The sequence below is a fragment of the Faecalicatena contorta genome (genome assembly GCF_021531995.1).
Lineage (GTDB): Bacteria > Bacillota > Clostridia > Lachnospirales > Lachnospiraceae > Dorea_A > Dorea_A contorta_A.
In genome coordinates this window covers 1-22,365 of the sequence record NZ_JAFBIZ010000042.1, presented here as the reverse complement: position 1 = coordinate 22,365, position 22,365 = coordinate 1, and the positions used below count along the sequence as shown (strand labels likewise).

The 22,365-nt window shown below is 43.8% G+C and carries 22 protein-coding genes; 6 read left to right on the top strand and 16 right to left on the bottom strand.

What is annotated here, in order from left to right; translation table 11 throughout:
- Nucleotides 1-78: 78 nt before the first annotated feature.
- The 3 genes from JQM82_RS07515 to bcp are packed head-to-tail and all read right to left on the bottom strand — an operon-like array spanning nucleotide 79 to nucleotide 1,894.
- Complete coding sequence (locus JQM82_RS07515) at nucleotides 79-645, bottom strand: GNAT family N-acetyltransferase (RefSeq protein WP_235249468.1); 567 nt, start codon at nucleotides 643-645, stop codon at nucleotides 79-81.
- A 56-nt stretch (nucleotides 646-701) separates the two neighbouring features.
- Entirely contained in the window at nucleotides 702-1,442 is a 741-nt protein-coding gene (yaaA, locus tag JQM82_RS07510) for a peroxide stress protein YaaA (RefSeq protein ID WP_235249467.1), read from the bottom strand.
- Entirely contained in the window at nucleotides 1,439-1,894 is a 456-nt protein-coding gene (gene bcp / locus JQM82_RS07505; RefSeq protein ID WP_235249466.1) for a thioredoxin-dependent thiol peroxidase, read from the bottom strand. Before bcp ends, yaaA begins: the two co-directional genes overlap by 4 nt.
- Nucleotides 1,895-2,271: 377 nt before the next feature.
- Here bcp and JQM82_RS07500 point away from each other — a divergent pair, with 377 nt between their 5' ends.
- Nucleotides 2,272-2,655, top strand: coding sequence for a DegV family protein (locus JQM82_RS07500; protein WP_235249465.1), 384 nt, complete (start codon nucleotides 2,272-2,274; stop codon nucleotides 2,653-2,655).
- 238 nt (nucleotides 2,656-2,893) lie between these two features.
- Here the strand turns inward: JQM82_RS07500 and JQM82_RS07495 are convergent, their stop codons facing one another.
- The 4 genes from JQM82_RS07495 to JQM82_RS07485 form a co-directional block, all read right to left on the bottom strand.
- Nucleotides 2,894-3,589 carry a DUF4097 domain-containing protein gene (locus tag JQM82_RS07495; protein ID WP_235249463.1) on the bottom strand — a complete coding sequence of 232 codons (696 nt, stop codon included), beginning with the start codon at nucleotides 3,587-3,589 and terminating at the stop codon, nucleotides 2,894-2,896.
- Nucleotides 3,586-4,269 (bottom strand): LiaF transmembrane domain-containing protein, encoded by a 684-nt coding sequence (locus tag JQM82_RS07490; RefSeq protein WP_235249462.1) that lies wholly within the window; start codon nucleotides 4,267-4,269, stop codon nucleotides 3,586-3,588. Before JQM82_RS07490 ends, JQM82_RS07495 begins: the two co-directional genes overlap by 4 nt.
- 221 nt (nucleotides 4,270-4,490) lie before the next feature.
- Nucleotides 4,491-4,625 carry a hypothetical protein gene (locus JQM82_RS16205; protein ID WP_268827689.1) on the bottom strand — a complete coding sequence of 45 codons (135 nt, stop codon included), beginning with the start codon at nucleotides 4,623-4,625 and terminating at the stop codon, nucleotides 4,491-4,493.
- Nucleotides 4,622-5,860 carry an MFS transporter gene (locus JQM82_RS07485; protein ID WP_235249461.1) on the bottom strand — a complete coding sequence of 413 codons (1,239 nt, stop codon included), beginning with the start codon at nucleotides 5,858-5,860 and terminating at the stop codon, nucleotides 4,622-4,624. The genes JQM82_RS16205 and JQM82_RS07485 overlap by 4 nt, the downstream gene beginning before the upstream one ends.
- A 188-nt stretch (nucleotides 5,861-6,048) precedes the next feature.
- On the opposite strand from JQM82_RS07485, the gene JQM82_RS07480 reads away from it, so the two are divergent.
- Nucleotides 6,049-8,082 carry a molybdopterin-containing oxidoreductase family protein gene (locus JQM82_RS07480; protein ID WP_235249460.1) on the top strand — a complete coding sequence of 678 codons (2,034 nt, stop codon included), beginning with the start codon at nucleotides 6,049-6,051 and terminating at the stop codon, nucleotides 8,080-8,082.
- A gap of 8 nt (nucleotides 8,083-8,090) precedes the next feature.
- Here the strand turns inward: JQM82_RS07480 and JQM82_RS07475 are convergent, their stop codons facing one another.
- The gene (locus tag JQM82_RS07475) at nucleotides 8,091-8,621 is read right to left on the bottom strand and encodes a TetR/AcrR family transcriptional regulator (RefSeq protein ID WP_235249459.1); all 531 of its coding nucleotides are present in this window, start codon (nucleotides 8,619-8,621) and stop codon (nucleotides 8,091-8,093) included.
- A 137-nt stretch (nucleotides 8,622-8,758) separates the two neighbouring features.
- Here JQM82_RS07475 and JQM82_RS07470 point away from each other — a divergent pair, with 137 nt between their 5' ends.
- Entirely contained in the window at nucleotides 8,759-9,631 is an 873-nt protein-coding gene (locus JQM82_RS07470) for a DegV family protein (RefSeq protein ID WP_235249458.1), read from the top strand.
- Here JQM82_RS07470 and JQM82_RS07465 read toward each other — a convergent pair.
- On the bottom strand, nucleotides 9,612-10,739 hold the full coding sequence (locus tag JQM82_RS07465; protein WP_235249457.1) for a carbohydrate kinase family protein: 1,128 nt from the start codon (nucleotides 10,737-10,739) through the stop codon (nucleotides 9,612-9,614). The two genes, JQM82_RS07470 and JQM82_RS07465, sit on opposite strands and share 20 nt — an antisense overlap.
- 47 nt (nucleotides 10,740-10,786) lie before the next feature.
- Complete coding sequence (locus tag JQM82_RS07460) at nucleotides 10,787-11,425, bottom strand: HAD family hydrolase (protein WP_235249455.1); 639 nt, start codon at nucleotides 11,423-11,425, stop codon at nucleotides 10,787-10,789.
- A 142-nt stretch (nucleotides 11,426-11,567) separates the two neighbouring features.
- Here JQM82_RS07460 and JQM82_RS07455 point away from each other — a divergent pair, with 142 nt between their 5' ends.
- The gene (locus tag JQM82_RS07455) at nucleotides 11,568-14,645 is read left to right on the top strand and encodes a glycoside hydrolase family 2 TIM barrel-domain containing protein (protein WP_235249454.1); all 3,078 of its coding nucleotides are present in this window, start codon (nucleotides 11,568-11,570) and stop codon (nucleotides 14,643-14,645) included.
- Nucleotides 14,646-14,788: 143 nt separating this feature from the next.
- Here JQM82_RS07455 and JQM82_RS07450 read toward each other — a convergent pair whose 3' ends face one another.
- A complete protein-coding gene (locus JQM82_RS07450; RefSeq protein ID WP_235249453.1) occupies nucleotides 14,789-15,967 on the bottom strand; it encodes an MFS transporter in 1,179 nt (392 codons plus the stop codon).
- Between the two features lie 250 nt (nucleotides 15,968-16,217).
- On the opposite strand from JQM82_RS07450, the gene JQM82_RS07445 reads away from it, so the two are divergent.
- On the top strand, nucleotides 16,218-17,957 hold the full coding sequence (locus JQM82_RS07445) for a DUF4037 domain-containing protein (RefSeq protein WP_235249452.1): 1,740 nt from the start codon (nucleotides 16,218-16,220) through the stop codon (nucleotides 17,955-17,957).
- A complete protein-coding gene (locus JQM82_RS07440) occupies nucleotides 17,947-18,606 on the top strand; it encodes a DUF4125 family protein (protein WP_235249470.1) in 660 nt (219 codons plus the stop codon). Before JQM82_RS07445 ends, JQM82_RS07440 begins: the two co-directional genes overlap by 11 nt.
- Before the next feature lie 158 nt (nucleotides 18,607-18,764).
- On the opposite strand, the gene JQM82_RS07435 is transcribed toward JQM82_RS07440, so the two are convergent.
- From JQM82_RS07435 to JQM82_RS07415, 5 genes are read right to left on the bottom strand one after another with little or no spacing between them, the layout of a single operon-like run.
- Entirely contained in the window at nucleotides 18,765-19,973 is a 1,209-nt protein-coding gene (locus JQM82_RS07435) for a DUF6017 domain-containing protein (protein ID WP_235249451.1), read from the bottom strand.
- Nucleotides 19,954-20,862 (bottom strand): ParB/RepB/Spo0J family partition protein, encoded by a 909-nt coding sequence (locus JQM82_RS07430; protein ID WP_235249469.1) that lies wholly within the window; start codon nucleotides 20,860-20,862, stop codon nucleotides 19,954-19,956. Before JQM82_RS07430 ends, JQM82_RS07435 begins: the two co-directional genes overlap by 20 nt.
- Complete coding sequence (locus JQM82_RS07425) at nucleotides 20,852-21,637, bottom strand: ParA family protein (protein ID WP_235249450.1); 786 nt, start codon at nucleotides 21,635-21,637, stop codon at nucleotides 20,852-20,854. Before JQM82_RS07425 ends, JQM82_RS07430 begins: the two co-directional genes overlap by 11 nt.
- 16 nt (nucleotides 21,638-21,653) lie before the next feature.
- Nucleotides 21,654-21,821 (bottom strand): hypothetical protein, encoded by a 168-nt coding sequence (locus JQM82_RS07420; protein ID WP_182447830.1) that lies wholly within the window; start codon nucleotides 21,819-21,821, stop codon nucleotides 21,654-21,656.
- Nucleotides 21,808-22,275 (bottom strand): DUF6075 family protein, encoded by a 468-nt coding sequence (locus JQM82_RS07415; RefSeq protein WP_235249449.1) that lies wholly within the window; start codon nucleotides 22,273-22,275, stop codon nucleotides 21,808-21,810. Before JQM82_RS07415 ends, JQM82_RS07420 begins: the two co-directional genes overlap by 14 nt.
- Between the last annotated feature and the right edge of the window lie 90 nt (nucleotides 22,276-22,365).

Here is a 22,365-nt window from a genome sequence, read left to right as displayed (position 1 = left end):
TTTCAAGGGGTTCTAAAACTTTTTATTTTAACAGCTTATTGATCTTTTCGATGATCTCATAATAATTTTCCATACGTGTTAAAGAATCCGAATATCTGGAAATTGTATGATCTCCGGTTGTGTCTCTTTATGCTCTCCAATATGCTTTTCCATCCATACCATGTTATACCAGCGATGAAATTTATATCCACACTGACAGAACTCTCCTACCATCCGGTATCCCATCTTCTCGTGAAACCGTATGCTGTCCCGAGTCAGATAATCATCTGCCTCTCCCTGCGGACAGGCAATGCATGCCTCCATATTCAGAATGTTCTGAAGCTTCAGTATCTTCTCCAGCTCTTCATACAATTTTCTGCCGACGCCAAGGCGCCTGCAGTCCATCTTTACATAGATCGATGTCTCTACCGCCCAGTCATATGCAGAACGTTCCTTAAACGGGCTCACATATGCATAGCCCAGCAATTCTCCATCTTCCTCTGCCACAAGATAAGGATACTTTGCCAGCACGCGGCTCATCCTTTCCCTGAATTCCGCCAGCGTCGGAACCTCATATTCAAATGTGACTGCCGTCTGCTCCACATACGGAGCATAGATTTTCAGTAATTCTTCTGCATCATCCAGAGATGCGATTCGTATTTGCATACACAGTCTCCTTCTTTCTGAATAATCATTCAAAATCCTTTTCTGTTTTCACTGAGTCACCTGATAAAGACATACTCTGATTCACTTGAGAATTCTTCCCGGTACGCATATCCCAGTCTCCGGAATTCCCGGATCTCTTCCGGTTCTTTCACTTTTTGTTCAGCCATGAACCTGACCATCTCACCCCGGGCCATCTTGGCATAGGTGCCTTTCTGCACAACCTTTCCGCCGGACAATTCGCCGAACACACAGGTAATGAATCGATCTTTTGGAGTCAGATATGCTTCGATGCATTTGGAATATTCTTTTGAAGCGAGATTCACGATCACATGCGAATCATCCATTACCTCTTCATACAGCCTTCTGCCCCAGAATTCATACAAACCTTTGCAATCCCCTGCTCTTGTTTTTGCCTGCATTTCCAGACGATACGGTGTCACTCCGTCCATCGGCTTCAGTACCCCATAGAACCCTGATAATATTCGCAGATGTTCCTGCACATAAGTCAGCATCCCCGCTTCGAATACTGCCGGTGCCATATACTGATACTGAATTCCCTCATAAGAAAGAATCGCCGGTGTCAGTCCCTCTGTAAGCTTCATATGCTGAAATCTCTCATAATTCTGCGTGGCAAGCTTTTCATTGCATCCCCATAATTTCTTCGCTTCTTCATAGGAAAGAGAACTCATGTATCCCTTCAAGATCTCAGTGTCTTTCAGAAATACCGGCAGTCCCTGATATTCCAGAGACTCCGGATCCACATTCATTTTTTTTGCCGGTGATATAATGATTCTCATTCCAGTTCCTCCAGCATCTGTGCCGGATTTTCTGCCGCTTTTACCTTGCCAAATGCCTTCTCTATCATTCCGTTTTCATCAATCAGATATGTAGTACGTACAACTCCCATCGATACCTTGCCATAATTTTTCTTTTCTTTCCAGACATCATACGCCTGAATTGCACTGAGTTCCGGATCGGATAACAGCGTAAATCCAAGATTATATTTCTGCTCAAATTTTTTATGAGATGCCACAGAATCTTTGCTGATTCCGAGGATTACAGCTCCTTTTTCCGTAAACTGCGGATACAATTCACTGAATCCGCATGCCTGCTTCGTACAACCCGGTGTACTGTCCTTCGGATAAAAATACAGAATTACCTTTTTCCCCGCATATTCACTCAATGTATGGATTTTTCCATTCTGATCCGGCAGCGAAAACTCCGGTGCTTTCACTCCTGCCTCCAACATATCAAACACCTCCAAAATATCATTTTTTCCATCTTAAAGCGATGCCCCGGAGATGTCAATATCTATCCGCTCTGTTTCTCCTCTTTACCGAAGCTCGTATATTTTCCCAAAACCTCTTGACCCAGTTTTAAAAACCATGTAACATGTTGTCAGAGTTATCTGTTATGGATGTTCAATAACGCATACTCGAAAGGAGACCCCATGAATTCCATTATTCTTGTTGCGGAGACAGGTTCTGATCTCACTCCGGAACTTACATCAAAATACAATATCAAAATCGTTCCAATGCACGTTTCTTTTGATAAAGAAACTCTGGATGACGGATCATTTCCTGTCGAAAAGATCTGCGATTACTATCACACTACCGGTAAGCTTCGATGTGTTTTCTTCCGGATAATCTGGACTTTCTGCGTGCCGGAGGACGTGTCAGCAATGCGGTGTGCCTCGGAAGCCGCATCCTTCATATCCATCCATGTATTGAGATCCTTGACGGTAAACTGGTTGCTACAAAAAAATACCGTGGCAAGATGAAAAAAGTAGCCACACAGCTGATCAGAGATTACACAGACACTTACCATCTGGAACGTGACATTCTGTGGACGGTATATACGATCGGTCTTCAGGATGAAATACGCACTGCCGCAGAAGAAACCGCAAAAGAATGCGGCTTTAAGAAGATAGAGTGGGTCCAGGCTCATGGAGTTATCACAACTCACGGCGGACCTGCTGCTTTCGGAATTGCCGGATTTTCATCTTTGTAATATACAAAACCGGGACTGTTTCAAATATCTGGATACCATCCTGATTTTAAAACAGTCCCGGTTTTCTTTATTGATTACTTTGTTTTGATATATTCATTGATCGGTCTGAGCATATATTCATTACTATAATCTATAACACTATTATACCGGATTATATTTCCAAGAAAAAGAAAACTATCCCTGATATTGACTGCAACGATCGAAACTTTCTGAATCACCAGTACAATGCAATTTTTCATTATCTGAATGTGATGTTCAATTCACCAATTCCTCCGTCTACAGAGATATGATTCTTTCCATTTCCATAGATGGAATTATCACTCATCTTCACATGATCAATGGTCGCTTCTCCAACTCCTTTGTTCAGCTCGATCTGATAATCATCCGAACTTCCGTAAAGAACAAGGTTTGTCTCACCGATTCCATAATCAATATTACACTCTCCGTTCAGTTCTCCTGTCAAATCCAGTTCCCCGATGCCAATATCAATATTTGCATTATTCAGACATACATCTTCAATTGTAACGTCTCCGATTCCGGTATCCATATCGATATATTCCAATGCCATTGATTCCGGTATCGTCAGGCACACATTCATCCCCTTTACGTTCATCCCCAGAAACGGACGCTTTTCCTGAATCACAAGGCAACCGCCATCTACCCTGCACTGGATATATCTGTGATTCGTTTCGACTTTCAGCTTATCCCCATTTTTAATCTCCAGTTCTGCAACACTGAGATCAATCTTCAATTCAGTAACAGCTTCTTCTATCACATATTCTTTTGCATCTTTTTTTATATATTCTGAATCATTTTTTCCAGTCAGCCCTGCTACACAGGACACTGCACTGCAGACTCCATTCAGGATATTGACAATTAAAAACAGCGCAAACGCCATTGCACAATATTTTATAATTTTCTGTCCTGTCGTCATTTTACATCCACTCCTCCGAACATACAGGTACTGTTTATGTATATGGTATATTCATTATCCTTCGAATTCTGATGTTTTTTCATGTCAACACCCCCAAATATGGAATTGGAATTCACCTTGACATTTACCGTATCCGGAACCAGAATGTCAATTCCTCCAAAGATACTGCTGGTATTGATCACCGCGTCTCGTTCAATCAATGCATTTCTCAGATCACATTTGATGCCGCCGAATACTGCGGTAAGCTCAGCACCGGTAAACACTTCCTGATCATAATTCAGATTCTGTCCCGAAAAAGCTGCAAATCCCGTCTTCATCTCTTCTCCGTTTTGCTTCATTGTACTCAGGATCTCTGTGCTTTCATTACCCGTAATTCCCTTTAAAAGCATCTTAAGTCCAATTCCTGCAATAATGATCGGTACAATCAGCTTCCAAAGAATATCAAAGTCAAAAATATTCTGGCACGCCAGAAACAATAACACACCGATCAGAAGACCAATCAGATTTCCCGATTTGTCCGTTTGACTAAATAACCCGATAAAGCATGGAACGATGATGAACAACGTCCACCAGCCATCAAAAAATATGTTAATGCTTGCAATTCCCGTTGCATTCAGTGCCAGCACCGCACCTACTGCAATCAGTACAACTCCCCATAAAACACTGTTGACTCTTTTCATGATATGATATCCTCCTCACTTTACTTTCAACTTTTATATCATCTTTGAAAATGAACTTTCCTTATGCTGCTATTCTACAAAATCCTGTAAAAAGATGATAGGCACAGAATGTAGCCGAATGTGTCATTTTTATAGACTAAAAGGAACTGTCGCAACAGTTCCTTTACCATCCCATTTTTCGAAGCCACCGGGTAACTATTTCTTCCCGCTGCTTCTCCTCTTCACATTCTGTACCTTCCAGCCGGAGTTCCCCGCAGATCTCCCCGTCCAGAAGATGAGACCGTCATAAAGAGGACTGTCATAAACGAAAACAACGGATTATTTCTGATATCACTCTTGATCAGTTTTCGTATCATATTTCTCTCCCTTCCAGTGTCTTCACACTTTTCACTGTATACAAAAGCAGGGATGTAAGGCTCAGCAGTACACCTGCTGCCATGATCACTGCTGCCGCACCACGCCCGACCCCGATATCAAACCGTCCTGCCAATCTGTCGGCTGCAATTCCGGCCCCTCCATAGGCAACCACATATCCGATCTGTGAGAGGAACCCTATGATTCCCCACACACGCCCCTGCAATTCATCCGGAATGTTGGTTCTCACCAGATAATCCAGACAATTATTGGCAAATGGAAGCATTGCAAAGAACAAAAATCCAAACGTACATATCAGATACATATTTTCCCGGATTCCAAATCCTACCATACACAGGCCCGCCAGAAACAAAGATAAGCAGAGAATCTTCACATATCTTTTTCTGATCCCTTTTACTCCCAGATACAGACCTGACACCAGCATCCCGCAGGCACAGACGGTTTCTCCGATTCCCAGTGTCGTACTGCCGGAAAAATCCAGAATCAATGGCTCTGCCAGAATCTGTAATACACCCATAAAGCAGGTTATGACGGAAGATACCAGAATCAAGATAAGGACCCCTCGTCTTTCTGTTATTGCGGTCCATCCCTGCCGAAAGCTTTCCGCAAATGACACTTCAACATCCGCCTTTTTTCTTTCCATTCCTTTCCTTACAACTGCTGCAGCTGCAACCGTAAGTACAAATGTACTGATATCCAGCAGAAGCAGAAGCTCTATATCCTTCACTGCCAGCAATGCACCTGCAAGAATGGGCGAGACCAGATATCTTGCACTTCCGGCAATACTTACCATCCCGCTGGCCCTTGAATATTCTTGTTTGCTGAGCAGATCCGTTACGGTCGCCCGATAAGAAGGTTCCAGAAGTGATGAAAATACAGAGCTTACAAATACTCCGATACAGATCTGATACAGGGCAGCTTTTCCATTCATCATACAGATCCATATGTAGAGGATCCCCAATGCGGAGCATCCATCGCCGATCATCATCAAAAGCCGCCTGTCATAGCGATCAGCCAGAACTCCGGCAGGTATGCTCAGCAAAAATGAAGGCAGAAAACCCAATAACGTTACCAGCGCCATATCTGCCGCGCTTCCTGTCTGCCGGAACACATATACCCCCAACCCGAAACTGGTGAGGCCGCTTCCTATAGCTGAGATAAGTTCTCCTGCCCAGAGCAACATAAATTTTAAAAAATTACGATTCTTATGGTTCATATTCCCTCCTTAATCGACCGTCAGTCTGTCGGTATAAACTTAAAAAATAGAACGAAAAAAAAGTCAAGTGATTGCTTCTCCCATTTATCCCATGCTATGATAAGAATACAGATCATATTGCGGGGACATGGATATACTGTGTCTCGTCCATGCACAGATAATGAATAAAACAAGGAGAATTTTTAATTATGAAATCTTATACACAATCCACCATCTGTCCTTATGACTGTCCAACCTCCTGTGGTCTGCTGGCCACAACCGACGGTACGCGGATCCTTTCCATTGAGGGAGATCCCTCCCATCCTGTTTCACAGGGACTAATCTGCGGGAAGATGCATCACTATGCTGAAGAAATCAACTCCGGCAAACGGATCCTGACTCCATTGAAAAGAATCGGAAAAAAAGGCAGTGCTTCCTTTACCCCCATTACTTGGGAAGAAGCCGTTGCCGAGATTAGCGCTCACTGGAAATCACTCATTGCATCAGACGGTCCTTCCTCTGTTGCATACTGCTATTACGCCGGTGTCATGGGAATCATACAAAGACATTGTGTTCAGGCCTTTTTTAATCGCATGGGTGCCTGTGACCTCAAAAAAACATTATGCTCCACAGCGAAAAGTGAGGGATACGCCTCTGTTGCAGGAACAACCGGCTGCCTTGATCCCAGGGAACTAAAAGACAGTGATTTTTATCTGATCTGGGGAAGCAATGTTGCCGCAACCAGACTGCATATATTAAAAGATCTTGCGGAAGCAAGAAAAAAAGGAAAAAAAGTAATCCAGATCGAAGTCTATGGAGCTCCTATGGCTCCTTATACTGACGACACCATCCTGATCCGTCCGGGAACCGATGGCGCATTAGCACTTGCTATGATGCATGTTCTGGTATATGAGGGACTTGCCGATGAAGAATACTTAAGAGAATACACGCTCGGGTATGAAGAGTTCAAACAGACCCTGACAGAATACACTCCTGCATGGGCTTCTGCCATCACTGGAATTCCAGAGCATACGATCATTACCCTTGCCCGTTCATATGGACAAGCAAAAGCGCCTGCCATTCTTCTGGGAAGTGGAAATTCCCGTTACGGAAATGGAGCTATGACCGTCCGCCTGATCGTCATTCTCTCTCTGTTTACCGGAGCATGGAATCGCCCGGGAGGCGGTTTGTGCGGATGCAACCCATCTGGAGGTTCTCGTTTCAACAGCAGTCTGGTCAAACGGGAAGACTTTCGAACCCGTGCGCCGGAACGAACAATCAACATCAATCAGCTTGCAGCCGCTCTGACCGGCGAAGACGACAGACCACCGATAAAAAGCCTTTATGTTGCAGGCGGCAATCCCGCCAACTCCATCAGTGATCAGAAAGCAATGCTGGAAGGCCTGTCTCGGGAAGATCTGTATACTGTTGTTCACGAAAGATTCTTAAGCGACACTGCCCGATATGCGGATATCATACTGCCCGCCACATTTTCTGTAGAGCATCCGGACTGCTATGAATCCTACGGCTACTGCACCATGTCATCCGCACGGAAGATCGTTACTCCGCCGGGAGAAGCCAAAAGCAACTGGAACACGATCACGCTTCTTGCAAAAGCAATGGGATATGACGATTCTTATTTTCAGAAGACCGAGGAAGAGATCTATGCTGACTTAACCGGGACACCGGCTCCCAGATCTGCACACCTGACGGCAGATGACCGGGAACAGCTCCTTAACGGAACCACATTTTCCATCCCTTATGCAGATCATGCAGACTGTCAGACAACGGAAAAGAAGTTTTACATTGTCAATCCATATATTGAACACCCAATGCCACACTATACCGAATGCTATGGTGGAGCAGAGTCTCTGCATCTGGTTTCTGTCCCGAGCAGATATACCTTAAATTCCATCCACCAAAACCACGAAAAACTGGCAAACGACCGTGGACCAATGCTTCTGGTCATGAACACCGAAGATGCCAACCGGAGAGGAATAAAAACCGGCGACCATGTACTTTGCTATAACGAACTGGCTGAAGTAGCATTTATCGCAGAAACCACAGATATGATTGTCCGGGGAGCAGTTGCCGCCATCGGAGTCTACAAAAGTTCTCAGTCCCTGAACGGACTGACCTGCAACGCGCTTCACCATGATCGACTCACCGATATGGGAGAAGCTACAACCATGAACGACAATACGGTAGAAGTGAAGAAAATCATATGCGAATGCCCTGCCTAGTCTTCTGACTATGCAGGGCATGGAATATCATACATACTGCAGAACAGATCCGTAATATCCTTCACTTCTTCTTCTCCGTTCTGCAGCCACATAACTGCCGTATTGAATAACGCTCCTATATACATATACAATTGGTATCGCTCTATCGATCTGCCGGACATGGTACCTGCCACCTCTTCATGAAAGCGGTTCAATTTTTCCAGCAGGACCGATCCATACCCAAATTGATAAAGATCCAGCACAAATTCTCCATACCTTTCGAAAAATTCAAAGCTCCTGCTCACATTCTGATAAGTATAAAAACTGGTATCATTATGATCCAGGGTTCCCCGATACTGTTCCAGGACATCCTCAATCAACGTTTCCAGAACATCCTCCTTGGATTCATAGTTCCGGTAAAAAGAAATTCTTGCGACACCTGCTCTTCGAATCAATTCTGATATGGAAATGTCAGAGATACTCTTTTCATGCATCAACTGAAAAAGAGCAGTTGTAATACCTTTCTTCACACGCAGATTCGCTTCTTTTCGTTTATCCATTACACTTTCCTCCAATCTGATACAAAACATTTTTATTTGTACCAGAAAAAAGCTTGTAGAATTTATTTTAATATGATACAGTTGTTTCATATCATTTTAACAAAATATATGATTTTGTCAATATCAAGGAGAACACAATGAAAACTGCAATCATGACCGATACAAACAGCGGACTTTCCGTAGAAGAAGGAAAAAAATCCGGCATCTATATACTTCCCATGCCGGTAATCATTGAAAACACATGCCACCTGGAAGGCAACGACATCACACATCAGCAATTGTACGACGCTATGCTTGCCGATAAAGAATTATCTTCCTCTCAACCTTCGCCTGGAGATGTGATGAGTATGTGGGATGCCATATTAGATGACGGATATGATGAGATCGTCTATATCCCCATGTCCAGTGGTTTAAGTGGTTCCTGTCAGAATGCAGCACTTCTTGCCCAAGACTATGATTCCAGAGTACTGGTGGTTGACAACCACCGGATTTCCGTTACATTAATGGAATCCGTATATGATGCAAAAAGCCTTACCGACAGAGGATTTTCCGGAAAAGATATCAAAAAAGCACTGGAAGACTCTGCTTATGATGCAAGCATATATATTACTGTCGACTCCTTGAAATATCTGCTCAAAGGCGGGCGGATCACCCCCTCTGCTGCAGCACTGGCCAATATTCTCAATATCAAACCAGTACTCACCATTCAGGGTGAAAAACTGGATCTCATTGCAAAGGTCCGCGGAATGAAGCAAAGCGAGCGAAAAATGATCAAAGCTTTACAGTCAGATATCGCTTCCCGCTTTTCAGACATTCCTTCCAATCGGCTGAGAGTTGCTACTGCCGGAACCTTTACACAGCCTGAAGATGCTGAACGCTGGAGATCTCTTGTACAGGAGGCTTTCCCGGAAAGTGATGTCTATTATATGCCGCTTTCCTGCAGCATCGCATGCCATGTCGGAGTTGGTGCAGTAGGCATCGGAGTCTCTGTCATTCACGAGAGAGCTTAGCCCACCCATGTTCAATTCTACGGATCATTTCTTCAAAAGATATCAGACCACTCAATGTATCGTACGCCGTCACACAGCTTGCTCCGGTTCCCGCAGCAAGCTGAAGACATCGCTCCGGTACATATCCGTCAATTGCCGCCTTTAAAAATGCCGCAATACTGGTATCTCCCGCTCCGGTTCCCGAAAGGACCTGATCCGGCACATAACTTTTTTCAAAAAGATCAAGATTTCCCCATGAAGCAAACTGTGAATCAATCTCTGCCATCTTTTTTGACTCAGCCGTCCGCAGATACATACCTGCCACTCCGCATTTGATCAATACGCACTTTGCTCCCCATCTGATCAATCTGTCGGCAAGCGGCTTCACATCGTTCTCAATATCCAGAATCAGCGTAATATCTCTGCCATCTGCCCGTCTGTTCCACTCCTCATAACGCGCTCGATCCATCATATATCCCAGTTCTTCAATACTCGGAACAAAAAAATCCACATACGGAACGACACGTTCCAGAAGCTTTGCCCAGTCTGTATGGGAAGCCTCTGATCCGTCTTCCACAGCCGACAGATCCAGAGAAGTCGTGAGTCCAAGCTGTTTAACCTTCCGGAATATCCTGAGCAATTCCTCTCCTTCATTGATATACATGTGCCGCATGGCAGAAGGATATCCGAAGTGAAAATGTCCTGCCTGCGAGATCAGCTCAAAATCAAGGTCCTCATAACAGAATGTGTCATTGGTTCCCGGATGATGAAGGAACATCCGGTCAATCCCGGGAGGTGCAATTACCATAGAATAAGAAGTACTTTCCCCATCGGCATGAATCAGGTATTCCTCTGCCCCATATTCCCGAAATGTCTGTTCAATGATATTTCCAAACGAGTCATCGGCAATCTTTCCCATCAGAATTACTTCACTTCCAAATTTCTGAAGGGCAAGCCCCGTATTTGCCACAGCACCTCCAACGCTGATCGTAGCACTACCGACATTCAGAAGCTTCCCAGGCCTGAGCAGATCACCGATCTGTTCGGCTCGATGGTTCGAAAAAAACTGCGGCGTAATATCGATACACACATGTCCGCAGACAACTATCTTCTTATGATTCATATTCACACCCTCCCTCACTTATAATTTGATTCTATCCTGCCGGTTCGATTGTATCATAATACCTCTGCAACATTCTCCAGATTCTCATATACATCATAACAGATGTCTCTGATCTCCTCCGTAGGTTCAATCAGATCCGGGATCATGATCGTTCTGCACCCGGCAGCTACACCGGCACGTATCCCGTTCTCACTGTCTTCAAATACATAACAGTCTTCCGGAGCACAGTCAATTCGCTGTGCCGCAAGAAGGAATATATCCGGAGCCGGTTTCCCATACTTTACTTCTTTCCCACTTGTAACTGCATCGAAATACTGTCTGATCCCCGCAATCTTCAGGTTACTCTCAATCTGTTCCTTCGTACTGCTGCTTGCCACTGCGATCTTCATTCCCTTACTTCGAAAATGTGAAAGTAACTCCTCGACTCCGGGTTTTTTTGGCACTTCCTTTTTCAGCCTTTCTCTGATGCGCTTCCGACACTCTTCAATCACCACCATACCATCTGACACTCTGTAATACTTCTCAATGATTCTACACATATACGGGCCACTGCTTCCTGTAATTTCTCTCGCAAATCCATCCGGAAGTACGACTCCATATTCCTCTGCAAGCTCATGCCATATCTTCTGAAAGATCTTTTCCGTATCGAACAGTACTCCATCCATATCAAAAATTGCGCCTTTACTCTTCATCTATCAACCTCTGCTTTCCGCTTATTCTTCCTCTTCCACTGTGTCTCTTAGTCTATCCAGTTTCCAGTGATAAGTCAAGGATTGCATTTTTGCTTTTTATTTATCATAATAAAAACAGCGATATCATACAGGGAGGTATACCATGTTCGATTATCATAAAATAAAAGACCCGAATTATTTTAAGGAAAATGCTCTTCCGGCACATTCTGATCATATTTGCTATCCGGATGACACAAGTCTGAAAAATCATAAAAATTCCAATCGTTTTCTTCTGAACGGTATATGGAAATTTTCTTATGGCAGAAACCCGGATGACACAATAAAGGGATTTGAAGCCGCAGATTATGACTGTAAAAACTGGGATGATATCAGAGTACCGGCCCATATTCAAATGGAAGGTTATGATATCCCGGCATATATCAATGCGCAATATCCGTGGGATGGACGAGAAGACATCTGGGCCGGTGAAATCCCGACCAAATTCAACCCTACCGCCAGCTATGTAAAGTATTTTACTGTTCCGGAAAATATGCAGGGCCATCCTATATATATCTCATTTCAAGGGGTAGAGAGCGGTATGGCCGTCTGGCTGAACGGCCAGTATATCGGCTATAGTGAAGACAGCTTTACTCCGACAGAATTCGAATTAACCCCGTACATTCAGGACAGTGAAAACAAACTGGCCGTCCAGGTATACAAGTGGACCAGCAGCAGCTGGACAGAAGATCAGGATTTTTTTCGTTTTTCCGGTATTTTCCGGGACGTATACCTTTTCACACACCCCAAAGTACACATCTGGGATATAAACATCCATACCCTCCTGGACGACACCTATCAGTCTGCAGACCTTGTAATTGATGTATCCGGCTGCGGGTACGGGCAGATTCAGGCAGAACTTCGCAGACTTCCTTCTGTGGAATCTCCAGCTTCTCAATACCTGAAAAACCACCCGGAAGCACCTGCTGCGGCATCGGCTTCCTTCGTTTTGAAGAATGGCTGCGGGCACCTATCTCTTCCTGTTCATAATGTTGACCTGTGGAGCGCGGAAGCCCCAAACCTTTACGAATTATTATTGCATGTGTACGATACAGACGGACAGCTCATGGAAGTCATCTCTGAATCTGTCGGTTTTCGCCGCTTTGAAATGAAAAACCATATCATGTGTCTGAATGGTAAACGGATTGTCTTCAAAGGAGTTAATCGCCATGAATTCAGTTCAAAAACCGGACGTGTACCGCAGGAGGACGAGCTTCTTCTGGATATCAAGACCATGAAACGTCATAACATCAATGCAATCCGTACCAGCCACTATCCAAACGATTCCCGGATCTATCAACTCTGTGACCGCTATGGTCTGTACCTGATCGACGAAAACAACATGGAATCACATGGCAGCTGGGATCCCATCGTCCGTGGACTGGCTGACTTAAGTCTGGCAATTCCCGGGGATCGCCAGGACTGGAAAGCCATGATGCTTGACCGCGTAAATTCCACTTACCAGCGAGATAAAAATCATCCGTCTATTTTAATCTGGTCCTGCGGCAACGAATCCTTTGGCGGTTCAGTCATTCGTGATATGGCCGGGAGATTCCGGTCTCTGGATCCTACACGTCTGGTTCACTATGAGGGGATCTGCAATGATCGACGTTATCCGGAAACCAGTGATATGGAGAGCCGCATGTATCCCTCCGCTGCCTTCATCCGGGAATACTTATCCAAACATCGCAAAAAGCCTTTTATCTGCTGTGAATATACACATGCAATGGGGAACTCCTGCGGTGCCATGCATAAATACACAGATCTGACTGACACGGAACCTTTGTATCAGGGTGGGTTCATCTGGGATTATGCCGATCAGTCCATCTATAAAAAGGATCGATACGGTAATGAATTTCAGGCATACGGAGGCGACTTCGGAGAACGGCCGACCGATTATAATTTCAGTGGAAATGGCATTGTATATGGTGGGGACAGAAGCCCGTCCCCTAAGATGCAGGAGATCAAATACAATTACCAGAATATTACTGCAGATATATCAGAAACTTCTGTTCTTATCACCAATAAGAACCTGTTTGTAAATACCAGTTGTTTTCATTGTATCGTTTCTCTTGCGAAAGACGGAATCACAGTCTGTCAGGCTGCACTGGATACAGACGTTGCACCGTTGTCCAGCAAAGAATACGAACTCCCGATCCGCAGAGCCACTGAGCCCGGGGAATATACGCTTACAGTTTCTTTTGTATTAAAAGAGGATACACTCTGGGAAAAAGCCGGCTATGAGATCGCCTTTGGTCAGACCGTATACACCGTTGCGGGATCCGATTCAAATTCCCTGGTATCCAAGTCTGTAACGGTCGTAAAAGGATGGGATAATATTGGCGTAAGCGGAGAAAATTTCGATGTGTTATTCTCCAGTTTATACGGCGGACTGGTCTCCTATCGCTATGGAGGAAAAGAAATGCTCGAAAGTATTCCAAAGCCAAACTTCTGGCGTGCACCGACCGACAACGACGAAGGAAATCAGATGATGGCAAGATATGGGCAGTGGAAGCTTGCAAGCCTCTATCCATCTCATAAAAACCCGGAAGCCAATACAGAAGCATCTCCTGTGGTAGAAGAACATGAAAATTCTGTAACCGTCACATTCAAATATTATCTTGCAACAAAACCAGTTGCTGACTGTCACGTTGCATACACGGTCTATGGAGATGGAACAATCGAAACCACGCTGACTTATGACCCGGTCGCAGAACTTGGCGATATGCCGGAATTTGGAATGATACTGAAGATCAATGCGGATTATGATCGTGTCGAATGGTACGGACTGGGACCTGCCGAGACATATTCTGACCGTCTCAAAGGCGCCAAACTTGGCATATACAAGAATAAAGTTCAGGACAATATTGCACGCTATATGGTCCCTCAGGAATGCGGCAATAAAGTCGGGGTTCGCTGGGCCAAAGTAACCGACAGGCTTGGACGCGGACTGTTATTCGAGGGGGACTGCATCAACTTTTCTGCGCTCCCGTGGACACCTCACGAGATAGAAAATGCGAGACATCCTTTTGAACTGCCACCGGTTCATTACACCGTAATCCGCGCTTCCATGCAGCAGATGGGCGTTGCCGGAGATAACAGCTGGGGAGCACGGGTACACCCGGAATATCTACTGGATATCCGTAAAAAAATGACATTTACATTTCGCTTCCGCGGTATTTAAATAAAAAAAGATTGTTGCAAAATAATTTGTTATTCTGTAATCCCATCCAATTTTCACAAGAACGCTTCAACGCTTACCCGCATACCCAGCTTTCTTGCGAAAATTGGACAGGGTCAGAATGACAGAAACATATTTCACAACAATCACTTTCTTCTATTTCCCGCTTTCATAATCAAAAGCATAATTAATAAAACAACCGGAAATACCAGTCCGACTCCCATACCTGCCCGGATGTTATCCCCTGCACTCTGTGTCACACGTCCGACGATTCCCGGACCGATACTTCCTCCCAGATCCCCTGCCATCGCAAGAAGTGCGAACATCGCCGTTCCACCTGCCGGAAATGTCTTCGACGCAATACTGATAGTGCCCGGCCACATAATCCCGACCGAAAATCCACAAAGGATACATCCAAGAAGGCCTGCCATCGGGTTTGCCGACAAGGAAGCAAGAAGATAACAGATCACACACAGAACTCCGGATCCTGTCATAAATTTCATCAGATCCATTCTGTCACCATATTTTCCGAAAATCACCCGATTTATCCCCATTGTCACGGCAAACATACATGGACCCGCCAGATCCCCTACCGTCTTTGAAAGTCCCAGAGTTGCTTCCGCATAGGCAGACGCCCACTGCGCCATAGAAAGTTCCGATGCACCGGAGCAGACCATTAAACACACCGCAATCCAGAACATCGGTTTTCGGAATAACTCTCGTATCCCCATTCCTTTTCCTTCATCCACCAGTGGTTCCATCGGACAGGTTGCGAAATTATAGATATTCACAGCCGGGATAAACGCCCATAAGACAGCCAGCCACCTCCAACTGTCGATTCCAAACACCGCAAAGAACAATGTAGAGATCACAATGGCCCCCACCGATCCCCAACAATAAAAAGAATGCAAAAGACTCATTGTCGCCTCTTTATTTTCAAACGGACACGCCTCTACAATCGGACTGCAGAGCACTTCAATCAGCCCGCTTCCAATCGCATATACAACGACACTCCCTATGATCCCAACAAACGGTTCCGGCAGAACATCCGGAAGAAATGCCAGCCCGATCAGCCCCGCCGCAGAACATATCTCCGAAGCAACAATACAGATACGATATCCGATTCTGTCCACAAATTTGGTACAAAAAAGATCTACCAGAAGCTGTGTAAAGAAAAAACATGTGGAAATCCAAGCAGTATTTCCAAGTGAAATATGATAATCACTGTGAAACTTCAAAAATAACAACGGGGCAAAATTCGCTGCGATCGCCTGTGTGACAACTCCCAGATAGCATGCTCTCTTTGTTTTTCTGTAATCAGGCATGATGGTTACTCCTTCCGTTAATCTTTTCGTTTCTATTACTTATCATCATTTCACACTTATTAGATCTGATTAACAATCTATATTCTACTGATTTTTCAGATTCAAGTCAACACACCATAAAATCAAGTCATCTACTTCATTGACACCTATACATTTCTAATTTTTATCCAAATTGACATTCTACAAGGATATTAGTACAATAGATACTAGATAATTAAGATAACTATAGTCGTGGATTGAAGGAGAAATCGTGTTCGACTTAAATGAATTTTTAATGAATTTAGATGAGATGTATGCCACAAATCCAAAAGATGTGGAGACATTCTTAAAATCAGGACTGGCAGAAGCGGATAAATGTATGGATGGGGCCGCTATGCTGACCATCTTAAATGAATTGATGGGTTATTACCGCGTGATGAGTCAACCAGAGGACTGCGAGTGGTGTATTGAAAAAGCGAGACGGATTGCGGATCAGCTTGGAATACAGGGAACTGTTAATTATGGAACGATGCTTTTAAATATCGGCACCGCACAGCGAGTGATGGGACAGATGGAAAAGGCAGAAGCAAGCTATCAGGAAGCTTATGACATTTTCCAGGAATGGCTGCATGATCCGGATTATCGAATGGCTACATTATATAATAATCGTAGTATCCTGTATGCCAAAACCGGTCGCCTTAGAGAGGCGAAGCAGGATCTGAAAGCGGCTATGCAATTAATCCAAAGGCTGGAACAGTCGGATGTGGAAATCGCAATTACTCATACAAATATTGGCAATCTGTGTTTTGCTTTGCAAGAGACGGACGAGGGACTTGCACATATGCAGGAGGCGACGGAGATCTTTGAACGGCAGGAAGGAAAGAAAGATCCGCATTATGCATCGGCGTTGTCCGGACTTGGGGAAGCGTATTTCCGCAAAGGGGAACTGGATCATTCAATCAATGTATATGAAAAGGCGCTCCAGGAGATTCTGGATAATTATGGAGAGAATGATTATTACCACGTGACTGCTCGTAATCTGGAACTGGTGCGGGATACAAAGAATCGTGTGGAAGCGATAAAAAATAAAAATCTGAAGGGAATGGATATTTCCAGAAAGTATTATGAGGCGTATGGAAAACCCATGCTGGAAAAGCAGTTTCCGAAGTATGTGAACCGGGTAGCCGCAGGCCTTGTTGGTGAAGGATCAGAATGCCTGGGATATGATGATCTGACATCAACAGATCATGATTATGGTCCGGGCTTCTGTCTGTGGCTTACAAGGGAAGATTATGAGGCAGTAGGGCAGGCCATGCAGCAGGCGTATGCAAAGCTTCCGAAAGAATTCATGGGATGCCCGGCGAGAAATACGACTGCTCAGGGAAATGGAAGAACCGGCGTAATCTGTATAGATGATTTTTACGCCAGATACACCGGATATCCGGAGGCTCCGGACCAGAATTCCAGAGCCGGCTTAAATGAGTGGATGTCAATTCCGATTCCGGCACTTAAGACGGTTACAAATGGAGAAATCTTTACCGATCCGCTGGGTGAATTTACCCGGCGAAGAGAAGATTTTTCAAATTATCCAGAGGGAGTAAGGCAACGCAAACTTGCGATGGCGCTTGGTGTTATGGCGCAGGCAGGGCAATATAACTATGGCCGTATGTGTAAGCGGAGCGATCAGGCAGCGGCCTGGCTGTGTATCAGTGAATTCGTGAATGCGGCGATCGAGACAGGCTATCATCTAAACCAGATGTATCAGCCCTTTTATAAATGGAAAATGCGTGGAATGGATGAATTTCACGTGTTAACAGGTATGAAAAAGCATCTGACAGAATTGATGGAAATGACTGGTGAAACAACAGAAAAGGTACAGAGCAAGATAGAGGAAATATGTGTAGAAGTGGTCAGGGAACTGAATCGGCAGAGATTGACAGATAATAAGGAAGCATTTCTGGAAATCCAGAAACAGGATATCCTAAGGAGGTTACAGCGTGATGGAAGATAAGGAACGGGAAGCATTGATAGACGAAGTGATTGACCGGGAATGGGAACAATTTCAGGGAGTGCACAACGAAGGGGGACGTGCCAGCTGTCAGGATGACCATGAGACATTTGCGATTATGCGTAAGAGTCAGTTCATGAACTGGACACAGGAACTTCTGGAAAGTTACCGCCAGGATTTGCTTGAAGCAAAGGAAAGGCATTGGAACCTGCTGACGGAAAAATATGCCCGTATGATGGAAAGTACCGCACCAAAGCAGTATGCAAAGTTTGCAGATGTGCTTCCGAAACGGAGTAAAGAGCGAATCCAGATTCAGGAAGAAATGATTGCCCAGCAGATACGGTGGGAAGAGGACTTTGCTGCCAGATACCCCGCAATCGCAAGTGCCGGTCGTGTGATTCATACATCGGAGGATACACCGTGGGATACTTCGATAGAGACCTATGCCAGAGGTGAAATCAGTACCTATTCGGACCGCACTGTTGGTCTGTTAAAAAAACTGTATGACAAGATGGCAGCTAATCATGAGAACCTCTCAGAAAAGACGCTGTGCAATATGACATCATTATATGGATATGGTTCATTAGAACAAGCCGAAGAAAGACAACGCAGGAAACTTTCACTTCTGCCAGAACCCCCAGCTGATTCATAGGATTATCTGCTAACGGTGGGCTTCCTCCGAGCATCAAGCGCCAGAGATACTATCAATCTTTGGACCTGGCTGCATAGTCAGTGATATCTTTGAGACAAATGTGTCAACCAATATTGACAATATCAGTTACTTTTTTGATGAAATCACTCACTCTCATTTTAGCCTCCTCCATACATATCATGGTTCACTTCTGCCTGATAATAATTACTGATTGTCAATGGCGCATTGTAAAGCGTTGTCAGAAGATATGCTTTGATATTCCCGACTTTTGTTGTGTTCCTGTGCAAACAGAAAAGCACATATTCAATATGCGAATAGTTGAGTTTCATAAAACGATTCTTTACAAGTGCCACAGGCTTGTCCACACCAGCAATCCGGATGGTACTGTCATCGGGCATCATCATCACTTCGACCATCAGTTCCACCAGCTCGTCAACATCTTCCTGCTCATGATATTTATATTCGATGCGTTCTTTAATCAATTCCCGGTAAATTTTCATCTCCTCAATCACATCCCTCTTATCAGGTGAAACAGGACTCCTTGATTGGATTTGATAAGATGGTATATTATCAGTCTCACTAAAATCAGTCTTGTTAATATCAGTCTTATTAGATTGTGATTTTGGAAACTCTTGAATTTCCATTTTCATCATTCCAGAGTTTTGATTTTCATAATTGTTGAATTTTGATTCTGGAAATTCTTGATTTGTGGTTTTCATCATTCCTGAATTGTGATTTTCACTATTCTTGAATTGTGATTCTGATAATTCCTGATTTGTGATTTTCACAATCTTTGAATGATGATTTTCACAATTCTGTGAAATCGCAGATTTTCCCCTCTGTTCTTCTTGCTTTTGCAAATTTGCAATTTCTTCCCGAAAATTACCTTCCGATTGCATATCTGCAATTTCCCCGGCATTTTCTCCCATTACAGTCTCTTCTGAAAAATACTCTTCCTGCTTCTGGACATTATCCGTTTTCATTAACTGGTTTGGGATTTCCTTTATCATAAAGTTTTTGACATAGATTACATTGGGTTTGCCAAGCCCCAGCCGCTTCTTTTCAATCAATCCTATGCCATTGCTGGTGTCCAGTTCCTTGATCAGCTTCACTGCCTTCTGTGTGCCACAGTTCATCAGTTCCGCAATTTCATCCACTGTAAAAATGATATATACCCGATCCTCATCGTCAAACCATCTGTTTTTTATACTAAGGCTCATACGGTCTAACATGAGACCGTATAAAACCTTTGCTTCACAGGAGAGAGATTTAAAGCATTCTGCAGTAAATAACACTTTTGGTACACAATAAAAGCTATACTGCTCAGCTTCCATCCCTCTAAAGTAATCAAACTGTATTTTCTGCATCTGCCAATCCCCCCTCTCTTTCTTCCTGCTTCCATTTATCCAGAAGCATGTAAATAACTTCCTCTATCTGTGCCTTTGTATAAGTTGGCGGGAAATAATCATTGATTTTCTTTGCAGAAATCGTCACATTAGCCTTTCCATTTTCTTTTCTCACCAGAATCGCATATATGCCGCCCTCTGTCAGTTCTCCAGACTCACTGTTTTGTTTTAGCTGCTCTGCCTGTATTTTAGATGGGAACATACCGCTGTTTGTAATCGCATTCACAAGCCATAATTGCTCCTGATGTTTCAGATAAGACAGCTTTTCTCCGATAACCATCGGAATCTTTTTCGCATCCACATAATCAAGTAATTCCTGAACCAATTCCGTAAGCCGTATGTATCTCTGAACCGTCCTGCCACTGTCACCTGCTGTTTCACCGACCAGATCTGCTGTATTTTTTTCAGCTTTACTTCCCTGATGCTTAATTGCCTCATATTTCATTTTATACGCATAAGCCTTTTCACTGGGCAGAATGTCCTCTCGTTGGATGTTCGTATCCACCATAATCACGGTTGCGGCATCATCATCCAAGTCCCTGACAATAACAGGCATCTCATCCAATCCAGCCAGCTCACAGGCTCTCCACCTGCGATGTCCAGCTATCACTTCATATCCATTTTCAGGATGTGGACGGACAATTCCCGGCATCAGAATCCCATACTTCTTGACACTTTCTACAGTTTCCTGCATCTTCTCATCATCAACCACTCGAAATGGATGGTCTTTAAAGGCGTGGAAAAGGTTAATGGGAACGGAGGTTACTACTTCGCCTGATGGCTGCTCATTTGTTCCAAATAAATCATCATAGGAAGTCAGCTTAATCTTCTGTGCGCTCTTACTCTTCATCATCAAGCACCTCCCCGGTCAGATAACGGTATCCTTCCGCCACAATACCTTTGGGATCATGGAGAAAGATGCTTTTGCCTTCTGCGGTAGTTTCTGCCGCCCTCACAGATAACGGTATACAATTTGCAAAAATATGAATCTGATTACCATAGACCTCCCTGATCTGTCCAGCAATATCTCTTGCAAAATTCGTTCTACGGTCTACTTTTGTGAATAAAATTCCCATAATAGAAAGTTGCGGATTTAACTTTCTATGTACCCGACCTATTGTTTTAATTAACTGCTGCAATCCTTTGACGGGAAGATATGCTGCTTCTACGGGAATAAGGACACTATCAGCCGCAACAAGGGCATTGATCGTAATCATCCCCAAGGATGGCATACAATCAATCAAAATGTAATCATACTGCTCTTTTACACTGCATAAATACTGTCTCAGTATCATTTCACGGCTCATCACATTTACAAGAGCTGTCTCTAAACCTGCCAATTCAATATTTGCCGGGATAAAATCAATTCCTTCCTCATGGTAGATAATTCCCTCTCCTGGTTCCAAATCCTCATCATTGATGACCTTCTCCATAATATTTACAAGTGTTACATCCAATTCGTCAGGTTCTCTGATTCCAAGGCTGACCGCCATGCTTCCTTGTGCATCCGCCTCTACAAGCAGTACTTTTTTACCTTCTCTTGCCAGACCGATACCTAAATTAACACAAGTTGTTGTTTTTCCGACTCCACCTTTTTGATTTGCGATTGCGATTACTCTGCACATATACTTTCCTCCTGCTTTACTTTTCTTCTTTTTCTACTTCTGCATAAACACGAAAATATTTATTGGTTCCTTTGTTGGCGAAAGGCTCTGAAACCTCCTGAACATTCACTTCTTCATGCCGTTCCAGAAGCCCCTTAAACCATCGAATATCCCTTAGTGTGCCTTGAAGTCTAATTTTCAGCATACATATCCTCCCAATCTACATATGAGCAATACTCCGGATAACGGATTTTGATAGCCTCCCAGAAATATCTTGCATATCCACAGCAGAATAAATCTTCAACTGTATAACACCGGCATTCTTTTACCTGTTCTTCTGCATCATCATAATCATTGACACTGGGAGTTCCATTACAATAAAGATTAAATGCCATCCGGACAATCTTTTCACTGCCACTGGTCTGCCAGCCTTCCTGCAGGCACTCTGTTTTCACATAACCTGTTTTAAAATCATAAATTCTATTGGCATTTTCCTTCGTGTCTCTGTCAATCCCAAGACAATATACTAATGCCTTATGGTATACATCCCGGTATCTGCACTTCGGTAGATATTCCATATAAAATTTTTCATGTTCCTTGTTTTTGAAAGTAATTGTGCAAGAATCATTTTTCTCTGCTCTTAACGCTGTGTTTGCCATTTTCTTTTCCTCCTGAAATTCATTTTTTTAATTTAAAAAGGCACTTCATTTTGAAATGCCCTAATATAAAAAATAGGGACACTCGTTCTC